Consider the following 16,979-nt stretch of genomic DNA (forward strand, 5'->3'; position numbering starts at 1 on the left):
TGTTTCTGCTTTCACTTTCCTATTTAATCATCGTAGAAACCTGTTCTAAATGATTATTGATTGGCAAAATCGTCTAAACGGTTCGTCATTTTATTAAAGCGCGATTTATTAAATAAATCATTTCTGGGAGAGGGTTATCCATATGAACTCAACAGAAGCAAAGCTGAACCAGGTGTTTGATGAAGAGTGGGTAGCTCTTATGCATGCAGCAAGAGAGATCGGTTTGACGCTTGAGGAAGTTAGAGAATTTATTCATCAGAATAAAGTAGAGATAAAGTAAAATCAACAGCAATTATAAGAACTTAATAGATATATGGTAACCGTACTTTCTATAATGAGTAAGTACGTTTTTTGTTTTTATAACCCAATATTTCCTAATTGAAAAAGTATTTTACAGAGAAAACGCTTTAGCTTATATAAATATCGTTAAATTCAGACTATTCATTGCGAAGTTTGTCTTAAATGAGTATGATATGAATTATACAGTCACGATTTATAAAATTGTCTGACTTATATAATTGATAGATCTTGTAATTAGGAAGGATGAAGACGTTGGAAAACAAGAAAGATTTGCGTATCCGAAGCCATGTAATCAGCGAAGGAGTGAACCGTGTTCCTAACAGATCGATGCTGAGAGCAGTAGGCTTTAAAGATGAAGACTTTAAAAAACCGATGATTGGTATCGCGAGTACATGGAGTGAGGTAACGCCATGTAATATACATATTGACCGTCTAGCTGAACAAGCGAAGGCTGGAGCTAAAGATAATGGCGGAGCACCAATGATTTTTAATACAATTACGGTTTCTGACGGCATTGCAATGGGGCATGAAGGAATGTTTTATTCTTTGCCAAGCCGTGAAGTCATTGCGGATTCCATTGAAACGGTAACAAGTGCAGAACGCTTGGATGGAATTGTTGCTATTGGCGGCTGTGATAAGACAACTCCTGCCTGTGTCATGGCGATTGCAAGAATGAATATTCCGTCTGTATATGTATACGGAGGTACCATACAGCCAGGTAAGCTTAATGGGAAAGATATCGATATCGTTTCTTCATTTGAAGCTGTAGGACAGTTCCAAGAAGGGCTAATTAATGAGGAAGAACTATATAAGGTTGAGTGTCATGCTTGCCCAGGAGCTGGAGCTTGTGGAGGTATGTACACCGCGAATACAATGGCAGCGGCAGTAGAAGCACTTGGGATGAGTATTCCTGGTTCATCTTCTACTCCTGCTGTAAACGACTACAAGGAATCTGAGTGCCGTCAAGCGGGTGAGCTCGTTGTAAACCTGCTCGAACAAGATATATACCCTCGCGACATCATGACGAAAGAAGCATTTGAAAATGCTATTACGGTTGTAATGGCGCTTGGAGGCTCGACGAATGCTTTCTTGCATCTTTTAGCGATGGCACACTCTGCGGAAGTTGACCTAACACTTGATGACTTTGAACGCGTAAGACAAAATGTTCCTCATCTTGCCGATCTTAAGCCAAGCGGTAAGTATGTAATGCAGGATCTTTATGAGGTTGGTGGAGTACCTGCTGTTATGAAGCTTTTGAATGAAAATGGTCTGCTGCATGGAGATTGCATCACTGTAACGGGTAAAACTGTAGCAGAAAACCTGGCAGAGGTTCCTTCATTAAAAGAAGGCCAAGACGTGATCCGTCCAATGGATAATCCATTAAAGCCAAATGGCCCGCTTGTTGTTCTTCGTGGAAATCTTGCTCCAGAAGGTGCCGTTGCGAAGATGTCAGGCCAAAAAATCAGCCGCTTTGTCGGACCTGCACGCGTTTATGACAGCGAAGCAGAAGCAACAAAAGCGATTGAAGACAATCAGATTAAAGCTGGTGATGTGCTGGTTATCCGTCATGTAGGACCAAAAGGCGGGCCAGGAATGCCTGAAATGCTTTCTATTACTGCTATGATTGTTGGCCGTGGTCTTGGCGGAAAAGTCGCGCTGATGACAGATGGACGTTTCTCTGGCGGATCGCACGGATTTGTTATTGGCCACGTTTCTCCTGAAGCACATGTTGGCGGACCAATCGGGCTGCTGAAAGAAGGCGACATTGTAACAATTGACAGTGATACACAGGAGATTAATTTTGACATTACACCAGAAGAGTTTGAGCAGCGTAGAAATGAATGGAAAAAACCAGCTCCTAAGCATAAGAGCGGAATTTTAGCAAAATATGCCCGTCTTGTTTCATCCTCTTCAAAAGGTGCAGTAACGGATCTTGATTTAGAATAAGGAAGGAGAGAAGACAGCTACTCGAAAAGTAGCTGTCTTCTCTTCGTTTATGTAGACATTTTTTTGTAGATCGAACGAAGTAATATGGTTATTCAAAGATGACGTAGATGAGGCATCGAAGAACCGCAACAGGCAAATAGTAAGAGGCTGGAGAAAGACTCTCATATAAGAGATCCCTCCAGCAAAAAATGAATTATACTTTCTTAATGGATACGCCGCCGCCAAGAACTGTGAACAATACTTCACCGTCATCATCAGCCCATACTAAGAAGTCATCCGTTGCTTGGATAAAGCTTCCTGTACCATCGATATTGTCATCACCAATTTTTACGCGGATTTTGTCCCCGAGGTTTAACACTTCATTTAATCTAGCTCCTAAGCTCATCTTTATTCATTCCTCCTTTTTTAAATTCTATATATTTATATTAAAAAGACCAGTAAGAGGGAAAGGCGTATACCCATTTTGTCGATTATATTTATTTAATAAAACTGTTCCCCTTCCTTCAATGTAGAATAAAGCTCCTTTTTTATTTAGTAATGAGTAACTTTGCAGCAGGCTTTCTTTATGATGAAAATACAACAAAAAAACCTAGCCTCAGGAGGTAGGTTTTTGATCAGAAAAATATATTGCATAATAAAAGGATTTTCAGTCGTTAGAAATGAGAAAGTGGAGGACTTAGATGGGAAAGCGGTGGAGTTTAATGCATCCATCCTGTGTTTGGAGCCTCTCCAGCGAGCTCATCTTGATTTTCATTGTGTTTTTCAATCGGATGATCAAGCAATGTGATTTCTAATGATGCTTCCTGCTCGTCAGCTATTTCTACTAAATTGGTTGTCTCTGATTCAATGTTAGTTATTTCATCCTGTGACCCAAAATCTTGATGAATTTTTGTTCTTTCCAACGTATGACCACCTTTAGAGTGGCAATCGTTTTTGTCTTTTTCTTTGGAATGCTTAGTTTTCTTACTGTTGTCTTTATTCTTTCCAGATCCTACCTTTCGAACACCCAACCCTCCCCCGATGTGCTGAAATATAACGTCGCCATTATTGTCTGCCCAAATCAGTACATTGTTTGTTGCGGAAATAAAAACACCCGTGCCATTGATCTGTTTAGCGCCTACAAAAACTTGCAGCTTATCCCCTAAGACAAATAATCGATTTAGGATAGCAGCTATTGTGTCGCTATCATCATTCGGCGGCTGATTATCGTCATCGCAACTTGAGTCACTTTCTTCACTGCTCCATTGGTAATTATTACTTTCATCTCTATCATCAGTTGCATAATGAAAATCATGGCTTTCATGATTTTGATCCATTAATGTCACTCCTCTTTTTTTTAGCAAAATATACAAATGTAATATATTGTATGTATCGGCATATAAATGTTGACTCATTTCTCCTCACCGATTTCGTAACTGGGCATATGCTGTAGTAACTTGAATGAAAATGGGGTGATACTTATGATTTATTGTGCGTTTTATTTAAATACCACGATATTCCCCCCTATCTTTTCGCCAGCCGAATTCTATTCATTAGATGGTCGCTATAGAAAAATACCGTGCAGCTGCCAACAGGTTGCATGGATTAATCTAAGAAAGAAAATTCAATGCATACCACCTCATTTCATACAAGGAAGCAGTATCATACATTCAGAGGATTCTTCTCAGGGAATTTTTCATCTTGGTAAAAAGCCGAAAGTTAATCGTTTAACGCTTCTAAAAAAAGAAGCAGAAAAAATCCAAATGAAAAATGACCAGGCAGGAGCAGCTGATATCGAAAAACTTCCGACTTACCGCCAGGTGTCCGATCTATTAACCGAAATTTCAACGCATAAATCTGTGCAAAAAAAAATTCGTCATTCCAATAACTCTCCTGATGCCATCCCATTACCTGCGATTGACACTGAACCAAGATTGAAGACTCATACTCCAACAGAACGGATTTCTATTGTGAAAGACCATAAAAAGAATAAAAGAAGACGATTTCAAAGGGATAAATATATTTTGAAACGACCAGTGCAAACAAGAGTTCTAAACGATGAGGGAAGTACAGTTTCTTCAATAAAAAAGGTCAATCCAAAACAGAAGCGTGTTAAAAAAATTAAATCACAAGAAATAGAAAATAATATCAAAACACCAGGTTCAAAAACAAGCATAAAAATACAAGAGAGTGAAAAGAGCATCAAAACACAGAGACCTGAGAAAAGAATAAAAGCAGAAGAGAATAAAAAGGGGATCAAAACTAAAGGTCTTGATAATAGCATCAAAAAACATGCAAAAAATAAAAATCGGAGCGACAGTGAGCTGCATAAATCGGCAGAAAGGCTATCTGAGATTGAAAAAAAATCAATCGCACAAAAAGAAAATCCCATTCAACAGCAAGCCATAAACGAATATTTGATTCAGAAAAACCTTACGGCGCGATATGCCTTGGTCCTTGGAGACAGGATCACAGTTTACAGTGGCAAAAAAATCATTGATACCGGGAGATTCATTTTTATCAGCAATGACTATTTTCTATGGGTGGATCGTGAAGGTCATTTGAGGTTTCAGTTTATTGATGTGCCGCTGACGATTAAAAAACACTAATAGAACGTAAAAAGGGATGTGAGGAAATGGCTTATTTTACAATAAAACGTCATCTAATCAGCACACTAATTTCTCCCTCTCATATTTATATATATAAATTAATATTAGGGTGGATGAGAATGAGTAAAAATATATTAGTGATAGCTGCACATCCCGATGATGAATTATTAGGTTTAGGAGGTACTTTAAAAAAGCTTATTAAAAAAGGCTATAAGGTAATTTCAGTTATTATGGCACTGGGAAGAAAAGAAGAGGCACATCATATAAAGAAATTCGTTGAAAATGCCAACAAACATATAGGTATTGAGAAAGTTATCTGTTTAGATTATCCAAATTTAGAAATGGAGAGTTTCGCACTTCATACCATTAATAAAAAGATTGAAGCTTTAATAAAAGAATATCAGCCATCAATGGTTTTTACACATCATTATGGTGATGTTAACAGAGATCATCAAGTTACGTATCAGGCTGTTTTAACAGCTGTTCGCCCATTACCAGGTACTCCGTCAATCGATCTTATTTGCTTTGAAACGGTATCATCAAGTGAGTGGTCGCAGCAAACGGATGACAAAACATTCAAGCCGAATTATTTTGTGGAAATAACAGATGAGATAGAAGATAAAATCGAGGCACTGCATCATTACGATGTAGAAATGCGTGATTTTCCTCATCCAAGATCCTACGATGGTGTCAGATATCTTGCACGTGTAAGAGGTATGACGGTTGGTGTGCCATACGCTGAAGCGTTTGAAATCACGAGAAAGATATGGAGATAATGGAGAAGAATGAGTATTTCAATTCCTTGCCTTTTCCTGCACCTTATGTGATTCAAGCATTGGATCACTACTATGGAATAAAGGAAATAAAAGAAGAGGTTCAGGAACAACCGTTTATGTTTAAATCAAATCTTTCTAAAGATAAAAAGAAAAGATTAAAGATTTTACTGACTACATTCTGGGATCATCCTCATGTAGGAGGTCTATCCAAATATCTTTCTACATTTCAAAAAGGATTTGAGTCACTTGGACATCAAGTGGATGTGATCTCTCCAAATCAGTGCAAAAATGAAACGTATACGGATTATTCACAAGTGCTTCGAGATTTTTTTACAAATCGTTATGGCGAATACAGTGAAAGAATCGTAAGAAATTGTAATGGTTTGTATCGTTATGAGAGGTTTTTAAGCGAAATGGATCTTGAGCATTATGACATATTGCATGCACAGGATTTATTTACAGCAAATGTTTTAGGAAGATTAAATAATTGGTATAAAAAACCGATATTTTTTACTCCTCATGGCTCTTTTACAAGCAGCAGACTCAAATTTGGCAAATTAATTTCTGGCTCTATAGAGGAAGCCTATTTTCGCTGTATTGAAGAAAGAGCGATTTTCAACGCAAGGAAAGTTATTATGATAAGTGATAATTTTCGTGCACCATTATGTGAATTTGGTGCACGGAAAGATCAGCTGATTAAGGTGAACACAGGTATTGAATGGGAGTATGAAGAGAAGAAATGTGAAAATACTGACAAGATTATCATTACAGTCATCTCTCGTTTATCACCAAGAAAAGGTCATCGTTATTTATTGGAGGCGCTTGATAAGATTAAGGGATCATTGCCAAATGTAGAGCTGCGAATCGTAGGTGATGGCGTAATGAGAGGAAATCTTGAGCAGCAAGTTCAGGACTTGGGGCTTTCAAATGTTTATTTTTATGGAGTACGAAGTGATATTCCTGAATTGCTAAGGCAGTCTGATATCTATGTATTGCCAACAATTAATGATAATATGCCGATTTCGGTAATTGAAGCCATGTTTGGAGAACAGGCCATCATTACCACGAATTGTGGTGGAATTCCGGAAATTATACAAGATCAGCAAACTGGATTCGTGGTAGATCCAGGCAACGTAAATGAATTAGCTGATCGTCTGCTGCTCCTTATTAGCAGCCGGGAGTTGCGAAAAGCGTTAGCTGAAAAGGCAAAAAGCTATGCACATCAACACTTAACCGCGGAAATAATGGTGAAAGGGATTCTTGCTGGGTATGAATCATTTTAGTGGGGGAAGGGCGCCAGCATCTATTACAACACCCCCACGTTTGTTTCTTTTTGCTTGTTCAGAAGTATACGGGAGAATTGGAAAAATGAGAAATAGCAAGATGTATATACTAGAAAAAAATAGTTACATAATGCACTCCTATGAAAAAAGTATCTATTGAGATCAACAAATGCTTTCTAATTGAGAAACGGAGAATAATATTGAGAATAAAAAAATCATGACTCATAAAAGAGTCATGATTTTTTACGGTACTGATTTTACAAATTAGTTAGATTTAACTTCTTCAGGTACAGATAAACCTAAACCTTCTGCAACGCGAGTTCCGAATTCTGGATCTGCTTTGTAGAGATGGCCAATTTGACGAAGCTTAATTTCGTCTTTTTCAACAGGTTTCAATCCGTTCACGAAGGTTTGAACAAGACGTGCGCGCTCTTCTTCGCTTTGTAGACGATATAGGTCACCAGGCTGAGTATAGAAATCATCGCGGTCATACCCTACATTGCCTGCTTGTCCAGTAACTTCGAATGATGCTTGCTTAGCTTCAGGTGCTTCTGTTGGGCCGCCATAGCTATTTGGTTCGTAGTAAACTGAGCCTCCGCCGTTATTGTCAAAGCGCATCTGACCATCACGTTGGTAGTTGTTCACTTCATTACGTGCACGGTTAATTGGCAATGCTTGGTGGTTAGCTCCTACACGATAGCGATGTGCGTCGTGGTATGCAAACAAACGACCTTGTAGCATTTTATCTGGAGAAACATCAATACCAGGTACTAAAGTTCCAGGAGAGAATGTTGCCTGCTCTACTTCTGCAAAATAGTTTTCTGGGTTGCGATCTAATACCATACGACCAACTTCGATTAGAGGATAGTCTTTTTGAGACCATGTTTTTGTTACATCGAATGGATCAAAACGATACGTATTTGCATCCTCTAATGGCATGATTTGTACATACAATTTCCAAGCAGGGAAGTCCCCATTTTCAATCGCATTGAATAGATCTTCTGTATGGTAATCAGGGTTTTCACCGGCAATTTTGTCAGCAACATCTTGTGTAAGATTTTTAATGCCTTGCTCGGTTTTGAAATGATACTGGATCCATACGCTTTCGCCTTCAGCATTCGTCCATTTAAATGTATGGCTTCCGAAGCCATGCATGTGACGAAGTGTTGCAGGGATACCGCGGTCACCCATGAGGTATGTTACTTGGTGCAGAGATTCAGGTGATAAAGACCAGAAATCCCATACAGCATTAGGGTTTTTCAAATGTGTTTGTGGATGACGTTTTTGTGTATGGATAAAATCAGGAAATTTAATTGCATCACGAATGAAGAAAACAGGCGTGTTGTTACCAACAATATCATAATTTCCTTCCTCAGTATAAAACTTCACTGAGAATCCACGAGGATCGCGAACAGTATCTGCAGAACCTAATTCTCCAGCAACTGTTGAGAAACGAGTGAATAGTGGAGTACGCTTTCCTACTTCTGAAAATAGATTTGCTTTTGTATATTTTGAGATATCGTTCGTTACTTCAAAGTAACCGTGCGCGCCGGCACCTTTCGCGTGAACAACACGCTCAGGAACTCGTTCTCTATTAAAATGCGCCAATTTTTCTAGAAGATGTACGTCTTGAATTAATGTTGGTCCGCGTGAACCAGCTGTCATAGAGTTTTGGTTATCTCCGACCGGAGCACCCCAGCCAGTGGTAAGAGTTTTCTTTTCGTTACTCATTATAGAATCACCTCTTAATATAATTTTTTACACATTTATAATAATAGCACATATCATTTAAAAATCAATTCTTTATTATAATGATTATAATGTGTAATAAATATAGTAGAAATGTATATCCTTTTAAATTATAACATTATTTACTAATTAAGCTATTGATAGGCAAGTGGATATTTGAAGAAGTGAGAGGCGAGGGTTAAGCAATGATGTCCAAAAGATGCTTTAACGGGCATGATTGTGTAGATCAACTTCTGTTTTCGTCGAAAGTTTTTTAGCAGCCAATGAAATCATGTTTCTCATTTAATCATTTACTATATTAACAAATGAAAAAATCACCCTTAAATTTGTCCAAGGATGATTTCTAATTTGTAGAGCATGCTGTAATTAAAAGACTTATAATTAATGAAGATTGAACGTTGACAAGAATGTCAAAATAGCTGATTCTAGCCAAACGCTTCTATTGCTTCATTGCTAAGTCGGAATAGGCAGTTAAATTAAATATTTTTCTTAAAGCAAGGATCACTCCTTGGTGGTCATTATCCTCAGTCACCCAATCAGCGCTTTTTTTCACAGAGTCTGGGGCATTTTTCATAGCAACTCCTAACCCGGCAGCTTCCAGCATTTCGATATCATTTGTGCCATTACCAATTGTAACGACTTCATTTTGCGTAATTCCAAGCTGATTGATTAGCGGTAAAATGCCTGTCCATTTTGAGCCTGCTGGAAATACTTCCAGTCGGTCTCCTTCATCAAAACCAGCAGCCTCAGTAATCATTTCTTGAAGAGCAGCACGGTGCTCAGCCTGAATATAAAGAGCCAGTCGGTGCGCGTCTTGCTTTGTATCGATGATATTCGATTCTACCGCTTCAGGCAGCAGGTATTCTATTCCGCGAGGTGGATGGTTGGAACGTGAAGTGCGATCTGAAAAATGAATAAAGACTCCGTTCAATTCATGTGTCCTTTTACAAAGAACATGTGCTAGGCTGGATGGGATTTTGACATCGTGGATTACACTGCCTTCTGAAAGAACATATCCCCCGTTATAAGTAACATAGATAGAAGTTCCTAATTTTTCACCATACGGGATCGCCCCATCTAAAGATCGCCCCGTTGCCAACGCTACGAGCACACCCTTCTGTTGAATTTCCCGGACTGTTTTAACTAGCTGCTCATCAAGCTGTTCTTGAGAATTTAAAATAGTTCCATCAATATCAAGAAAGACAATTCTATACATCAAGATCCTCCTCTAAATTTTTATGATATGCGATAAAACACAAAATAATATGAACGTAAACATATTATACAAAATACAGATTATTGTATATAGAAAGTAAAGTAAAATGATTGAAGTGAATAATTGGAAATATTTTTTTGGAAAAAATGATTGAAAACGTTTTCTGGATGTGATAATTTGTGTATAGAGAAAGTACAAAAAATTGTACAATACTTTGTGAAATAATCAATAAAATAAATCAGCTATTACATTTTTGATTATGATTGATCATTCATGGTCGATGGATGTATAGTTTAAACATTCTGAAAAAAATATTGAAATCGTTTTTTGAGTATGATAAATTAAATTTGTGAAAATACAAAAAAATGTACATTGGATAAAATGGTGATGTGGAATGAGAGAAGATCTCTATTCAAAAAAAGGTATTGTTTTACAAAAAATCGCTGAGGAATTACTCTTTATTGAAGTGGATGAAAGACTGCCGAAAGTAGGTGATTTCTCTGAGAAGTATCAAGTTGGAAGGGGAACCATCCAGTCTGCATTAAAAAGGCTGGAGAAAGAAAAATGTATAACACTCGAACCAAGAGGACATTTAGGCACGTTTCTAAGAGCTAAGAACCTGTCGAATTTACTCCTGTTTTCAGGAGTAAATCAAATTACTGCTGTAATGCCGCTGCCTTATTCCAAAAAGTATGAAGGACTGGCAACAGGACTTACTTCTGAATTAGAAGGAATAGGACTTTCTCTAAATATCGCTTTTATGAGAGGCTCTAAGCTTAGGCTGGAAGGAGTAAAGGAAGGACGATACGATTTTGCTCTTATATCAAAGTATTCTGCTCAGGAAGCGTTAAAAAATGAAAGTAATTTAAAAATAGCATTGGAATTTGGAATAAAAACATATGTTTCGGAACATGCCGTTATTTTTTCAAATCCAGAAAATAAACAGCTCAAAGATGGAATGAAGGTTGGAATCGACAGTTTTTCTACGGATCAAAAGATATTAACGCAGGCTGAAGCAACTGGATTAACTATTGAGTACCTTGAATTTAATTATATGCATATGCTTCAACATCTAAAGGCAAAAACAATTGATGCAACGATTTGGAATGTTGATGAAATAGATCCGACATTATTTCATATTCAATCACTTGCTTCACCACTGGCAATCAACTACGAAAGTCAAATGAATGAAGCGGTTTGTGTGATAAAGAAGGATAATCGAAAGATGGAGTACATTATTAATCAGCTTTCAAAAAATAAGATCGTTGAAATTCAATCAGATGTTGTTAAGGGGAATATAATTCCAAAATACTAGTATATATTGTATAAAGATTTTTCATTTGGCTGCATTTTTGGGGGTGATCAGCTTCAAGGTGATAATGATTAATTGTACTTTATGAATTGCTGAGAATTAATAAACTCAATATACAGTATATAGTATATTGTATATTTGGTTGAAAATATAAGGGGGATGAACAACCTTGGATGCTACTTTAAAAGAAAGAGTAGATTTACTGCATGACACGAATCAAATAAACGATGAAATTTATCATCGGTTACCAGGTATTTTTGATGAAGTTGAAAAATATTTGGACGTAATATTGACAGAGGAAAATGCTGGATCCTTTGCTAGTCATGTGTCAGTGGCCTTACAGAGAATTTCAGAAAATAATCCTGTTACAGAGATTTCTGATGAACTTAAAAGCGTTATTGAAGCAAATCCGAAATACTACCAATTTGCTAAAGAGGTTTTATCTGCTGGAAGCTTAAATGTTGATGCCGAAGCCGCTTTTATCACACTATACTTTTGTCTATTAACTGGAGAGGAGAATGCATAATGTTACGAATCGTTATTGGAGGTCTTAAAAAAGACGTTATTGAAAGAAGTGCAAAAGCTGCCGGAGGAGATAAGGTTCAAGTAACCGTTACTTCTGATTTTGATGCTGCAAAAAAAATAAAGGCTGGAGACGCTGATTATTATTTAGGTGCTTGTAATAGTGGAGGCGGAGCTGCGCTTTCAGTATGTATCGGTATTTTAGGCTATTCAAATTGCTCGACTGTAGCGAAAAATGGTAAAAAACCAAATCCAGCTGAAATCGAGAAATTGGTATCTGAAGGTAAAATTGCTTTTGGGATGTCCGTTGAAGGTATTGAAGAAGCAGTTCCACTCATTGTTAATAGTCTGCTTAAAAAAAATAACCTTGCGTAGGAGGTAGGGTATGGAAAATGTTTCGTTAATTGAAGTTTTAGTCATAATGTCACTTACAGCTTTAACGGCAATGGCTGCCCATTGGGGTAAAGCGGTATTTCATGATGGGATTCGCCCGATTATTCCTGAATATTTGGAAGGCAGAATGAAACGGACGGAACTTGCGTCCATTTCATTCGGGTTAAGTATTGGATTTATCGTATCTGTTGGAATTTCGTTCGCCGTGTCATTTGATCTATTAAATCCATGGCTATTATTCCTTCCCACAGATATTTTAGGTGTTATCGCAACGAGATGGTGGATGGCTGCAGCACTTGGTGGAGCTTGGGGACTTGTAGCATTATTTGGGCTTACTGGCGTTCAAACCGTTTTTGCCATGCTGCCTGTTGATATCTTTAGCGCGCTAGGTGAACTATCAACGCCTGTACTTGTTGCCTTTACTGCTTTTCCGATCATTGCGATCCTCTATCAATTTGGATGGGTTAGAGCACTTATTTCTGGATTTATCGTATTGATTGTTCGTCAATTGCTGCCTGTTGTTGGCGGTAATTTTACAGACAACGCTGATGCGAATTTAGAGCAAGCAAGTCAATTGGCTGGCATTACGCTGCCTGCAGATGGTGACTTTGCTGCCAAAGTTAATGCGCTTACAGATGCTGCTGGGAATAACCAGCAAATACAGGATTTAATCTCGCAAGCTACAAATAATTTTTCACTAGGTACGACGATTTCAAGCTTTACCATGCAAATCGCTGTACTGATGTTAATGGGTATGATTTTATTAGTTGGTTTTGCCATCAGAAAAGATCTTAAAAACAAAGTAGCAATCAGTGTAGATACAGATGAAGAGAGTCTATTTGACGCTCGTACAAAACGCATTTATAAAGGTATTCCTATTCTAGCAGGTATCGGTGCACTTTTAGCTATCGCGGCCAATATGGGGCTAATGACTGGTTCCGAGGTGTCTGGTCCAATTCTTCAGCAGGCATGGCAGGCTACGGGGCAAGAACAGGCCGATCTATTACAAAGTGCGGCGATCGCTGATTTTATCAGGGGGATCAGTTTTATCCCATTGATCGTTACAACCGCTTTAGCAACAGGTGTATATGGGGTTGTTGGTTTAACCTTCGTATTCCCAATTGGTTATTTATTGCCGAATCCATTTTTGGCAGGGATTGCTGGAGCAGTTTGGATTTGTTTGGAAATTATTGCTCTTCGTGGAATTGGACGTTTCCTTCAGCGCTTCCCGTCATTGCGTGAAGCATCTGACAACATCCGTTCATCCATGAACTCGATGATTGAGCTTGCTTTATTTATCGGTGGAGCATTTGCCGCAATGGTAATGGCACCAGAGGCAGTTGGCTTATCTCTAACCATTTACATTTTGCTGTATGCTGCCAACGAAGGTCTTGGACGTCCTGTTATGAAGCTTGCTGCTGGTCCAGTAGCGATTATCTTAACAGGTATCATCCTAAACGTACTGTATTTCCTTCAATTAGTATAAATTCATTGAAAGGTAGGAGCATTCCTACCTTTTCCTTTAGGAGAGATTTTATATGAAAATTCAATCTGTTACAGGTCCGGTCGATCCTCAATTTTTACAAAAAACGATGATTCATGAGCATCTTGTATTTGATCTATCAGAAGTTCGCGAGGAAAAAGATGCAGATTCCAAGCTTGAAAATTCACCAGAGCTGGATCAAGAAATAAAGAGAATTATCGAATCGGGATGTAATACTGTCGTCGAGGTATCAAATATTGGGATGGGCCGGGATGCCAAAGCGATGTTCGATATTGCAAAAAAGCATAATTTAGTCATTATAGCTTCTACCGGCTTCTATAAAGAATCAGTATATCCATCTTTTGTTTTTGAAAAAACGAAAGAAGAGCTTGCCGAAATCATGATTCGTGAAATTGAAGATGGAATGGACGATACGACGATCAAAGCTGGTTTGATAGCTGAAATCGGCAGCAGCTATCAAGAGATCACCGAAACGGAGAAGAAGGTTTTTGAAGCTGCGATCCTTGCTCATAAAAAAACAGGTGCTCCAATCAGTACGCATTGTGAAATCGGAACAATGGGAAAAGGGCAGCTTGATCTTTTTCAAGAAAATAATGCTGATATGAGCCGTATTTCTTTTGGGCATCAGGATTTAAATGAAGATATTGAAGAACAGCTTGAATTGTTAAAAAGCGGTGCGTTTATTCAATTCGATACAGTAGGAAAAAACAGCTACAGAAGAGATTCAGACAGACTTAGCAATCTGATCGAATTACTTAATCTCGGGTACGAAGATCAATTGATGCTATCTTGTGATATTACAAGAAAATCTCATCTAAAAAGCTTTGATGGATATGGTTACAATCATCTTTTCGAGGATTTCATTCCTGCATTATTAAATAACGGAGTAAAGGAAGAAACCATTGATAAAATGCTTGTTCAAAACCCGCGTAGGTTTTTAGCTTTTTAATTTGATAACAATATTTTATAGAAGAAAGACGTACGAAAATTCACTTTAATTTCTTATATTAGGGCTTTGTTAAACGTGTCTGTTGATTTCCTCTCCAATTAACGCTGTGCATAAATAAACAATGGACTTTAACATAGCTTGTGTTAGAAAGAAGGGTACGTGATGGCTGATCAATCTGTATTAAAAAACATGACTTTTGAAGAAGCGAAAGAGCTTCAATTTCGGCTAATGGATGAAGTAACAAAGGAATTCAAAAATAATGAGTTTTTTCAGACAGGTGATGTAGGTATTCATCCAGCCTATAATCGTCCATTAATGACAGCGAGGATCGAAAGTGTACTGGCAAAAACCTTTGATTCAGAAGCGTGTGCATTGGTTCGGGGAAGTGGAACGGGCGCCATTCGAAACATTCTTAGCGTATTAATGGAGCCCGGTGAACAGTGTATTGTTCATGAAGCACCAATGTATACAACAACAAAGGAAACCTTTCGTTTAATGGGATTAAAGCAAAAACGCGTTAATTTTAATGATCGAGCCGCATTGATTAAAGCTCTTCAGGAGGATAAACAATCGAAGGTTTTTTATGTTCAGCATTCTCGTCAGCAGCCGAACGATACTTATAACTTGAAAGAGATCATTTCACTTGTAAAAGAACATGGTCGGGATTTACCGATTGTGGTTGACGATAATTATTGTGCCATGAAAACAATAGAAATCGGCACCCAGTGTGGGGCAGACTTTTCTGCATTCTCTGGTTTTAAGCTTTTAGGGCCTGAAGGAATCGGAATTATTCTAGGTGGAAATGAGAAAATCCAGCAGCTTCACGATCGGAATTATTCGGGCGGAGGACAAGTGCAAGGCCATGAAGCACATGAATTACTCATCAGTTTATCCTCTGCACCAGTGATGCTTGCCATTCAAAATGAGCAGGTTGAGCATTTATGCTCCCGGTTAAGCGAGGGTGAGGTAAGCGGAATCAAGCAGGCTTATATGACAAACTCACAATCAAAAAATGTCATTATAGAATTCGAGCAGCCAATTGCTGAGCAAGTGATTGAATTGGCTTCTAAGTTTGGGGCAGCAACTTATCCGGTTGGTGCTGAGTCGCGCTATGAATTAATACCAATGATCTACCGGGTATCTGGAAGCTTTATTGAAAGCAGACCCGAGCTAAGACAACATGGGGCACGAGTAAATCCTATGAAATCTTCTGCAAATACCGTTGTACGAATTTTACAAAATGTAATGGAAGAAATATCAAGGGGGTAACACACCCATGTTTATCAATATGACACTAAGACGAAATGAAGGACTAATTAGAGCAGCAGCTAATCTCCATCAAGAGGGGAAAATTCCAGCTAATACGTATGTAATTGATTTAGATTCACTTGAACATAACGTAAATAAGCTCAGTCTAACAGCACAACAGCATGAAATGAATTTATATTATATGACCAAACAAATCGGCCGAAGCGGCTTTGTTGGGCAAGTAATTGAACAAAATGGAATTAAACGTGCAGTAGCCGTAGATATTGATGAAGCATTTGAGCTCAAAAAGACCAATTGCGAGATTGGTAATATTGGACATATTGTACAGCCTAGCAAGTCCCAATGGAATGAAGTATTAACGTATTTAAAGCCTGAAGTAGTGACATTGTTTTCGAGCGAAAGAGCCAAGCAATTATCTGATGCAGCCCTTGCTTTAGGTAAAATTCAAAATGTAATTCTTCGAGTAATTAAGCCGGAGGACATGGTATATCCTGGCCAATTTGGCGGCTTCTTATTGGGTCAGCTGGATGGTTATTTGGATGAAATATTGAAATTAAAAGGAATTCGGGTCATTGGTATAACCAGTTTTCCAGTATTACAAATAAACGATGAAAAAGACGATTTCGCTTTTACTTCTAATATGCAAACCATTCAGAAGGCACGTGAAATCTTTGAAAATAAAGGGATTGCTGTTACTCATATCAATGCTCCTAGTGCGACAAGCTGTCATACGATTCCAATGCTAAAAGAATTTGGTGTCACTCATGGTGAACCTGGTCATGCGCTGACTGGAACGACGCCTTTACATGCGTATCGAGATGATTTGCAAGAGATTCCTAGCATTGTGTATACTTCTGAAATTTCCCATATGGATGAGGAGTACGCCTATACAATTGCGGGCGGTTATTATCCGCGTTCAAATATGGAAGGTGCATTATTTGGGAGTAATGGATCGGACGTACTAAACCAGCGTACAACTGTCGATCTAGTGTCACCTGAAAATATTGATTATTACGGCTGTTTAAAAAAACAAGATCAAATGAAGGTCGGGGATTCAGTTATACAAGCATTTCGAACTCAAATCTTTGTTACAAGGGCTCATGTTGCCTATGTAAGAAACGTGAACTTTCATAATCCCGAGTTAGTTTATTTTCAAAGAAGGGGGATGTAA

The 16,979-nt window shown here is 38.1% G+C and carries 16 protein-coding genes; 12 read left to right on the forward strand and 4 right to left on the reverse strand.

Translation table 11 applies throughout. The features are described from left to right. The first annotated feature begins 142 nt into the window (after positions 1-142). Complete coding sequence (locus KP78_RS19040) at positions 143-280, forward strand: anti-repressor SinI family protein (protein WP_084219796.1); 138 nt, start codon at positions 143-145, stop codon at positions 278-280. Positions 281-543: 263 nt separating this feature from the next. Further along, the gene (ilvD, locus tag KP78_RS07070) at positions 544-2,247 is read left to right on the forward strand and encodes a dihydroxy-acid dehydratase (RefSeq protein ID WP_041087380.1); all 1,704 of its coding nucleotides are present in this window, start codon (positions 544-546) and stop codon (positions 2,245-2,247) included. A gap of 193 nt (positions 2,248-2,440) precedes the next feature. On the opposite strand, the gene KP78_RS07075 is transcribed toward ilvD, so the two are convergent. Together KP78_RS07075 and KP78_RS07080 are read right to left on the reverse strand one after the other, a co-directional pair. Next, complete coding sequence (locus KP78_RS07075; RefSeq protein WP_041087382.1) at positions 2,441-2,632, reverse strand: hypothetical protein; 192 nt, start codon at positions 2,630-2,632, stop codon at positions 2,441-2,443. Positions 2,633-2,945: 313 nt separating this feature from the next. After that, entirely contained in the window at positions 2,946-3,563 is a 618-nt protein-coding gene (locus KP78_RS07080; protein WP_041087384.1) for a hypothetical protein, read from the reverse strand. Between the two features lie 483 nt (positions 3,564-4,046). Between KP78_RS07080 and KP78_RS07085 the strand changes: the two genes are divergently transcribed. The 3 genes from KP78_RS07085 to KP78_RS07095 all read left to right on the forward strand — a co-directional run bounded on the left by KP78_RS07085 (position 4,047) and on the right by KP78_RS07095 (position 6,894). Next, the gene (locus tag KP78_RS07085) at positions 4,047-4,835 is read left to right on the forward strand and encodes a hypothetical protein (RefSeq protein ID WP_157841457.1); all 789 of its coding nucleotides are present in this window, start codon (positions 4,047-4,049) and stop codon (positions 4,833-4,835) included. 119 nt (positions 4,836-4,954) lie between these two features. After that, complete coding sequence (locus KP78_RS07090; RefSeq protein ID WP_041087388.1) at positions 4,955-5,611, forward strand: PIG-L deacetylase family protein; 657 nt, start codon at positions 4,955-4,957, stop codon at positions 5,609-5,611. Further along, positions 5,602-6,894: a glycosyltransferase family 4 protein gene (locus KP78_RS07095; protein ID WP_084219798.1), complete on the forward strand. Its 1,293-nt coding sequence runs from the start codon at positions 5,602-5,604 to the stop codon at positions 6,892-6,894. The genes KP78_RS07090 and KP78_RS07095 overlap by 10 nt, the downstream gene beginning before the upstream one ends. Positions 6,895-7,158: 264 nt before the next feature. Here the strand turns inward: KP78_RS07095 and katA are convergent, their stop codons facing one another. Both katA and KP78_RS18550 read right to left on the reverse strand, forming a co-directional pair. Further along, positions 7,159-8,625: a catalase KatA gene (katA, locus tag KP78_RS07100; RefSeq protein ID WP_041087390.1), complete on the reverse strand. Its 1,467-nt coding sequence runs from the start codon at positions 8,623-8,625 to the stop codon at positions 7,159-7,161. Positions 8,626-9,082: 457 nt separating this feature from the next. After that, on the reverse strand, positions 9,083-9,859 hold the full coding sequence (locus tag KP78_RS18550) for an HAD family hydrolase (RefSeq protein ID WP_052474661.1): 777 nt from the start codon (positions 9,857-9,859) through the stop codon (positions 9,083-9,085). 394 nt (positions 9,860-10,253) lie between these two features. On the opposite strand from KP78_RS18550, the gene yhfZ reads away from it, so the two are divergent. The 7 genes from yhfZ (at position 10,254) to KP78_RS07140 (ending at position 16,979) form a co-directional block, all read left to right on the forward strand. Beyond that, on the forward strand, positions 10,254-11,174 hold the full coding sequence (gene yhfZ, locus KP78_RS07110) for a GntR family transcriptional regulator YhfZ (protein WP_041087392.1): 921 nt from the start codon (positions 10,254-10,256) through the stop codon (positions 11,172-11,174). A gap of 166 nt (positions 11,175-11,340) precedes the next feature. After that, a complete protein-coding gene (locus KP78_RS07115; protein ID WP_041087394.1) occupies positions 11,341-11,697 on the forward strand; it encodes a PRD domain-containing protein in 357 nt (118 codons plus the stop codon). Beyond that, the gene (locus KP78_RS07120; protein WP_041087396.1) at positions 11,697-12,068 is read left to right on the forward strand and encodes a DUF2620 domain-containing protein; all 372 of its coding nucleotides are present in this window, start codon (positions 11,697-11,699) and stop codon (positions 12,066-12,068) included. The genes KP78_RS07115 and KP78_RS07120 overlap by 1 nt, the downstream gene beginning before the upstream one ends. 10 nt (positions 12,069-12,078) lie before the next feature. Continuing rightward, positions 12,079-13,572 (forward strand): YhfT family protein, encoded by a 1,494-nt coding sequence (locus KP78_RS07125; protein ID WP_041087397.1) that lies wholly within the window; start codon positions 12,079-12,081, stop codon positions 13,570-13,572. A 52-nt stretch (positions 13,573-13,624) separates the two neighbouring features. Beyond that, entirely contained in the window at positions 13,625-14,539 is a 915-nt protein-coding gene (locus KP78_RS07130; protein WP_052474662.1) for a phosphotriesterase family protein, read from the forward strand. A gap of 162 nt (positions 14,540-14,701) precedes the next feature. After that, complete coding sequence (locus KP78_RS07135; RefSeq protein WP_041087398.1) at positions 14,702-15,808, forward strand: aminotransferase class V-fold PLP-dependent enzyme; 1,107 nt, start codon at positions 14,702-14,704, stop codon at positions 15,806-15,808. A 7-nt stretch (positions 15,809-15,815) separates the two neighbouring features. Then, entirely contained in the window at positions 15,816-16,979 is a 1,164-nt protein-coding gene (locus KP78_RS07140) for a YhfX family PLP-dependent enzyme (RefSeq protein ID WP_041087399.1), read from the forward strand.

Origin of the sequence: Jeotgalibacillus soli, assembly GCF_000829435.1 — a bacterium.
Lineage (GTDB): Bacteria > Bacillota > Bacilli > Bacillales > Jeotgalibacillaceae > Jeotgalibacillus > Jeotgalibacillus soli.

Bases quoted from the DNA above. Each gene is read 5' to 3' on its own strand.
- KP78_RS19040 (WP_084219796.1), top strand. From the start codon at position 143: ATGAACTCAACAGAAGCAAAGCTGAACCAGGTGTTTGATGAAGAGTGG.
- ilvD (WP_041087380.1), top strand. From the start codon at position 544: ATGAAGACGTTGGAAAACAAGAAAGATTTGCGTATCCGAAGCCATGTA.
- KP78_RS07075 (WP_041087382.1), bottom strand. From the start codon at position 2,632: ATGAGCTTAGGAGCTAGATTAAATGAAGTGTTAAACCTCGGGGACAAA.
- KP78_RS07080 (WP_041087384.1), bottom strand. From the start codon at position 3,563: ATGGATCAAAATCATGAAAGCCATGATTTTCATTATGCAACTGATGAT.
- KP78_RS07090 (WP_041087388.1), top strand. From the start codon at position 4,955: ATGAGTAAAAATATATTAGTGATAGCTGCACATCCCGATGATGAATTA.
- KP78_RS07095 (WP_084219798.1), top strand. From the start codon at position 5,602: ATGGAGATAATGGAGAAGAATGAGTATTTCAATTCCTTGCCTTTTCCT.
- katA (WP_041087390.1), bottom strand. From the start codon at position 8,625: ATGAGTAACGAAAAGAAAACTCTTACCACTGGCTGGGGTGCTCCGGTC.
- KP78_RS18550 (WP_052474661.1), bottom strand. From the start codon at position 9,859: ATGTATAGAATTGTCTTTCTTGATATTGATGGAACTATTTTAAATTCT.
- yhfZ (WP_041087392.1), top strand. From the start codon at position 10,254: ATGAGAGAAGATCTCTATTCAAAAAAAGGTATTGTTTTACAAAAAATC.
- KP78_RS07120 (WP_041087396.1), top strand. From the start codon at position 11,697: ATGTTACGAATCGTTATTGGAGGTCTTAAAAAAGACGTTATTGAAAGA.
- KP78_RS07125 (WP_041087397.1), top strand. From the start codon at position 12,079: ATGGAAAATGTTTCGTTAATTGAAGTTTTAGTCATAATGTCACTTACA.
- KP78_RS07130 (WP_052474662.1), top strand. From the start codon at position 13,625: ATGAAAATTCAATCTGTTACAGGTCCGGTCGATCCTCAATTTTTACAA.
- KP78_RS07135 (WP_041087398.1), top strand. From the start codon at position 14,702: ATGGCTGATCAATCTGTATTAAAAAACATGACTTTTGAAGAAGCGAAA.
- KP78_RS07140 (WP_041087399.1), top strand. From the start codon at position 15,816: ATGTTTATCAATATGACACTAAGACGAAATGAAGGACTAATTAGAGCA.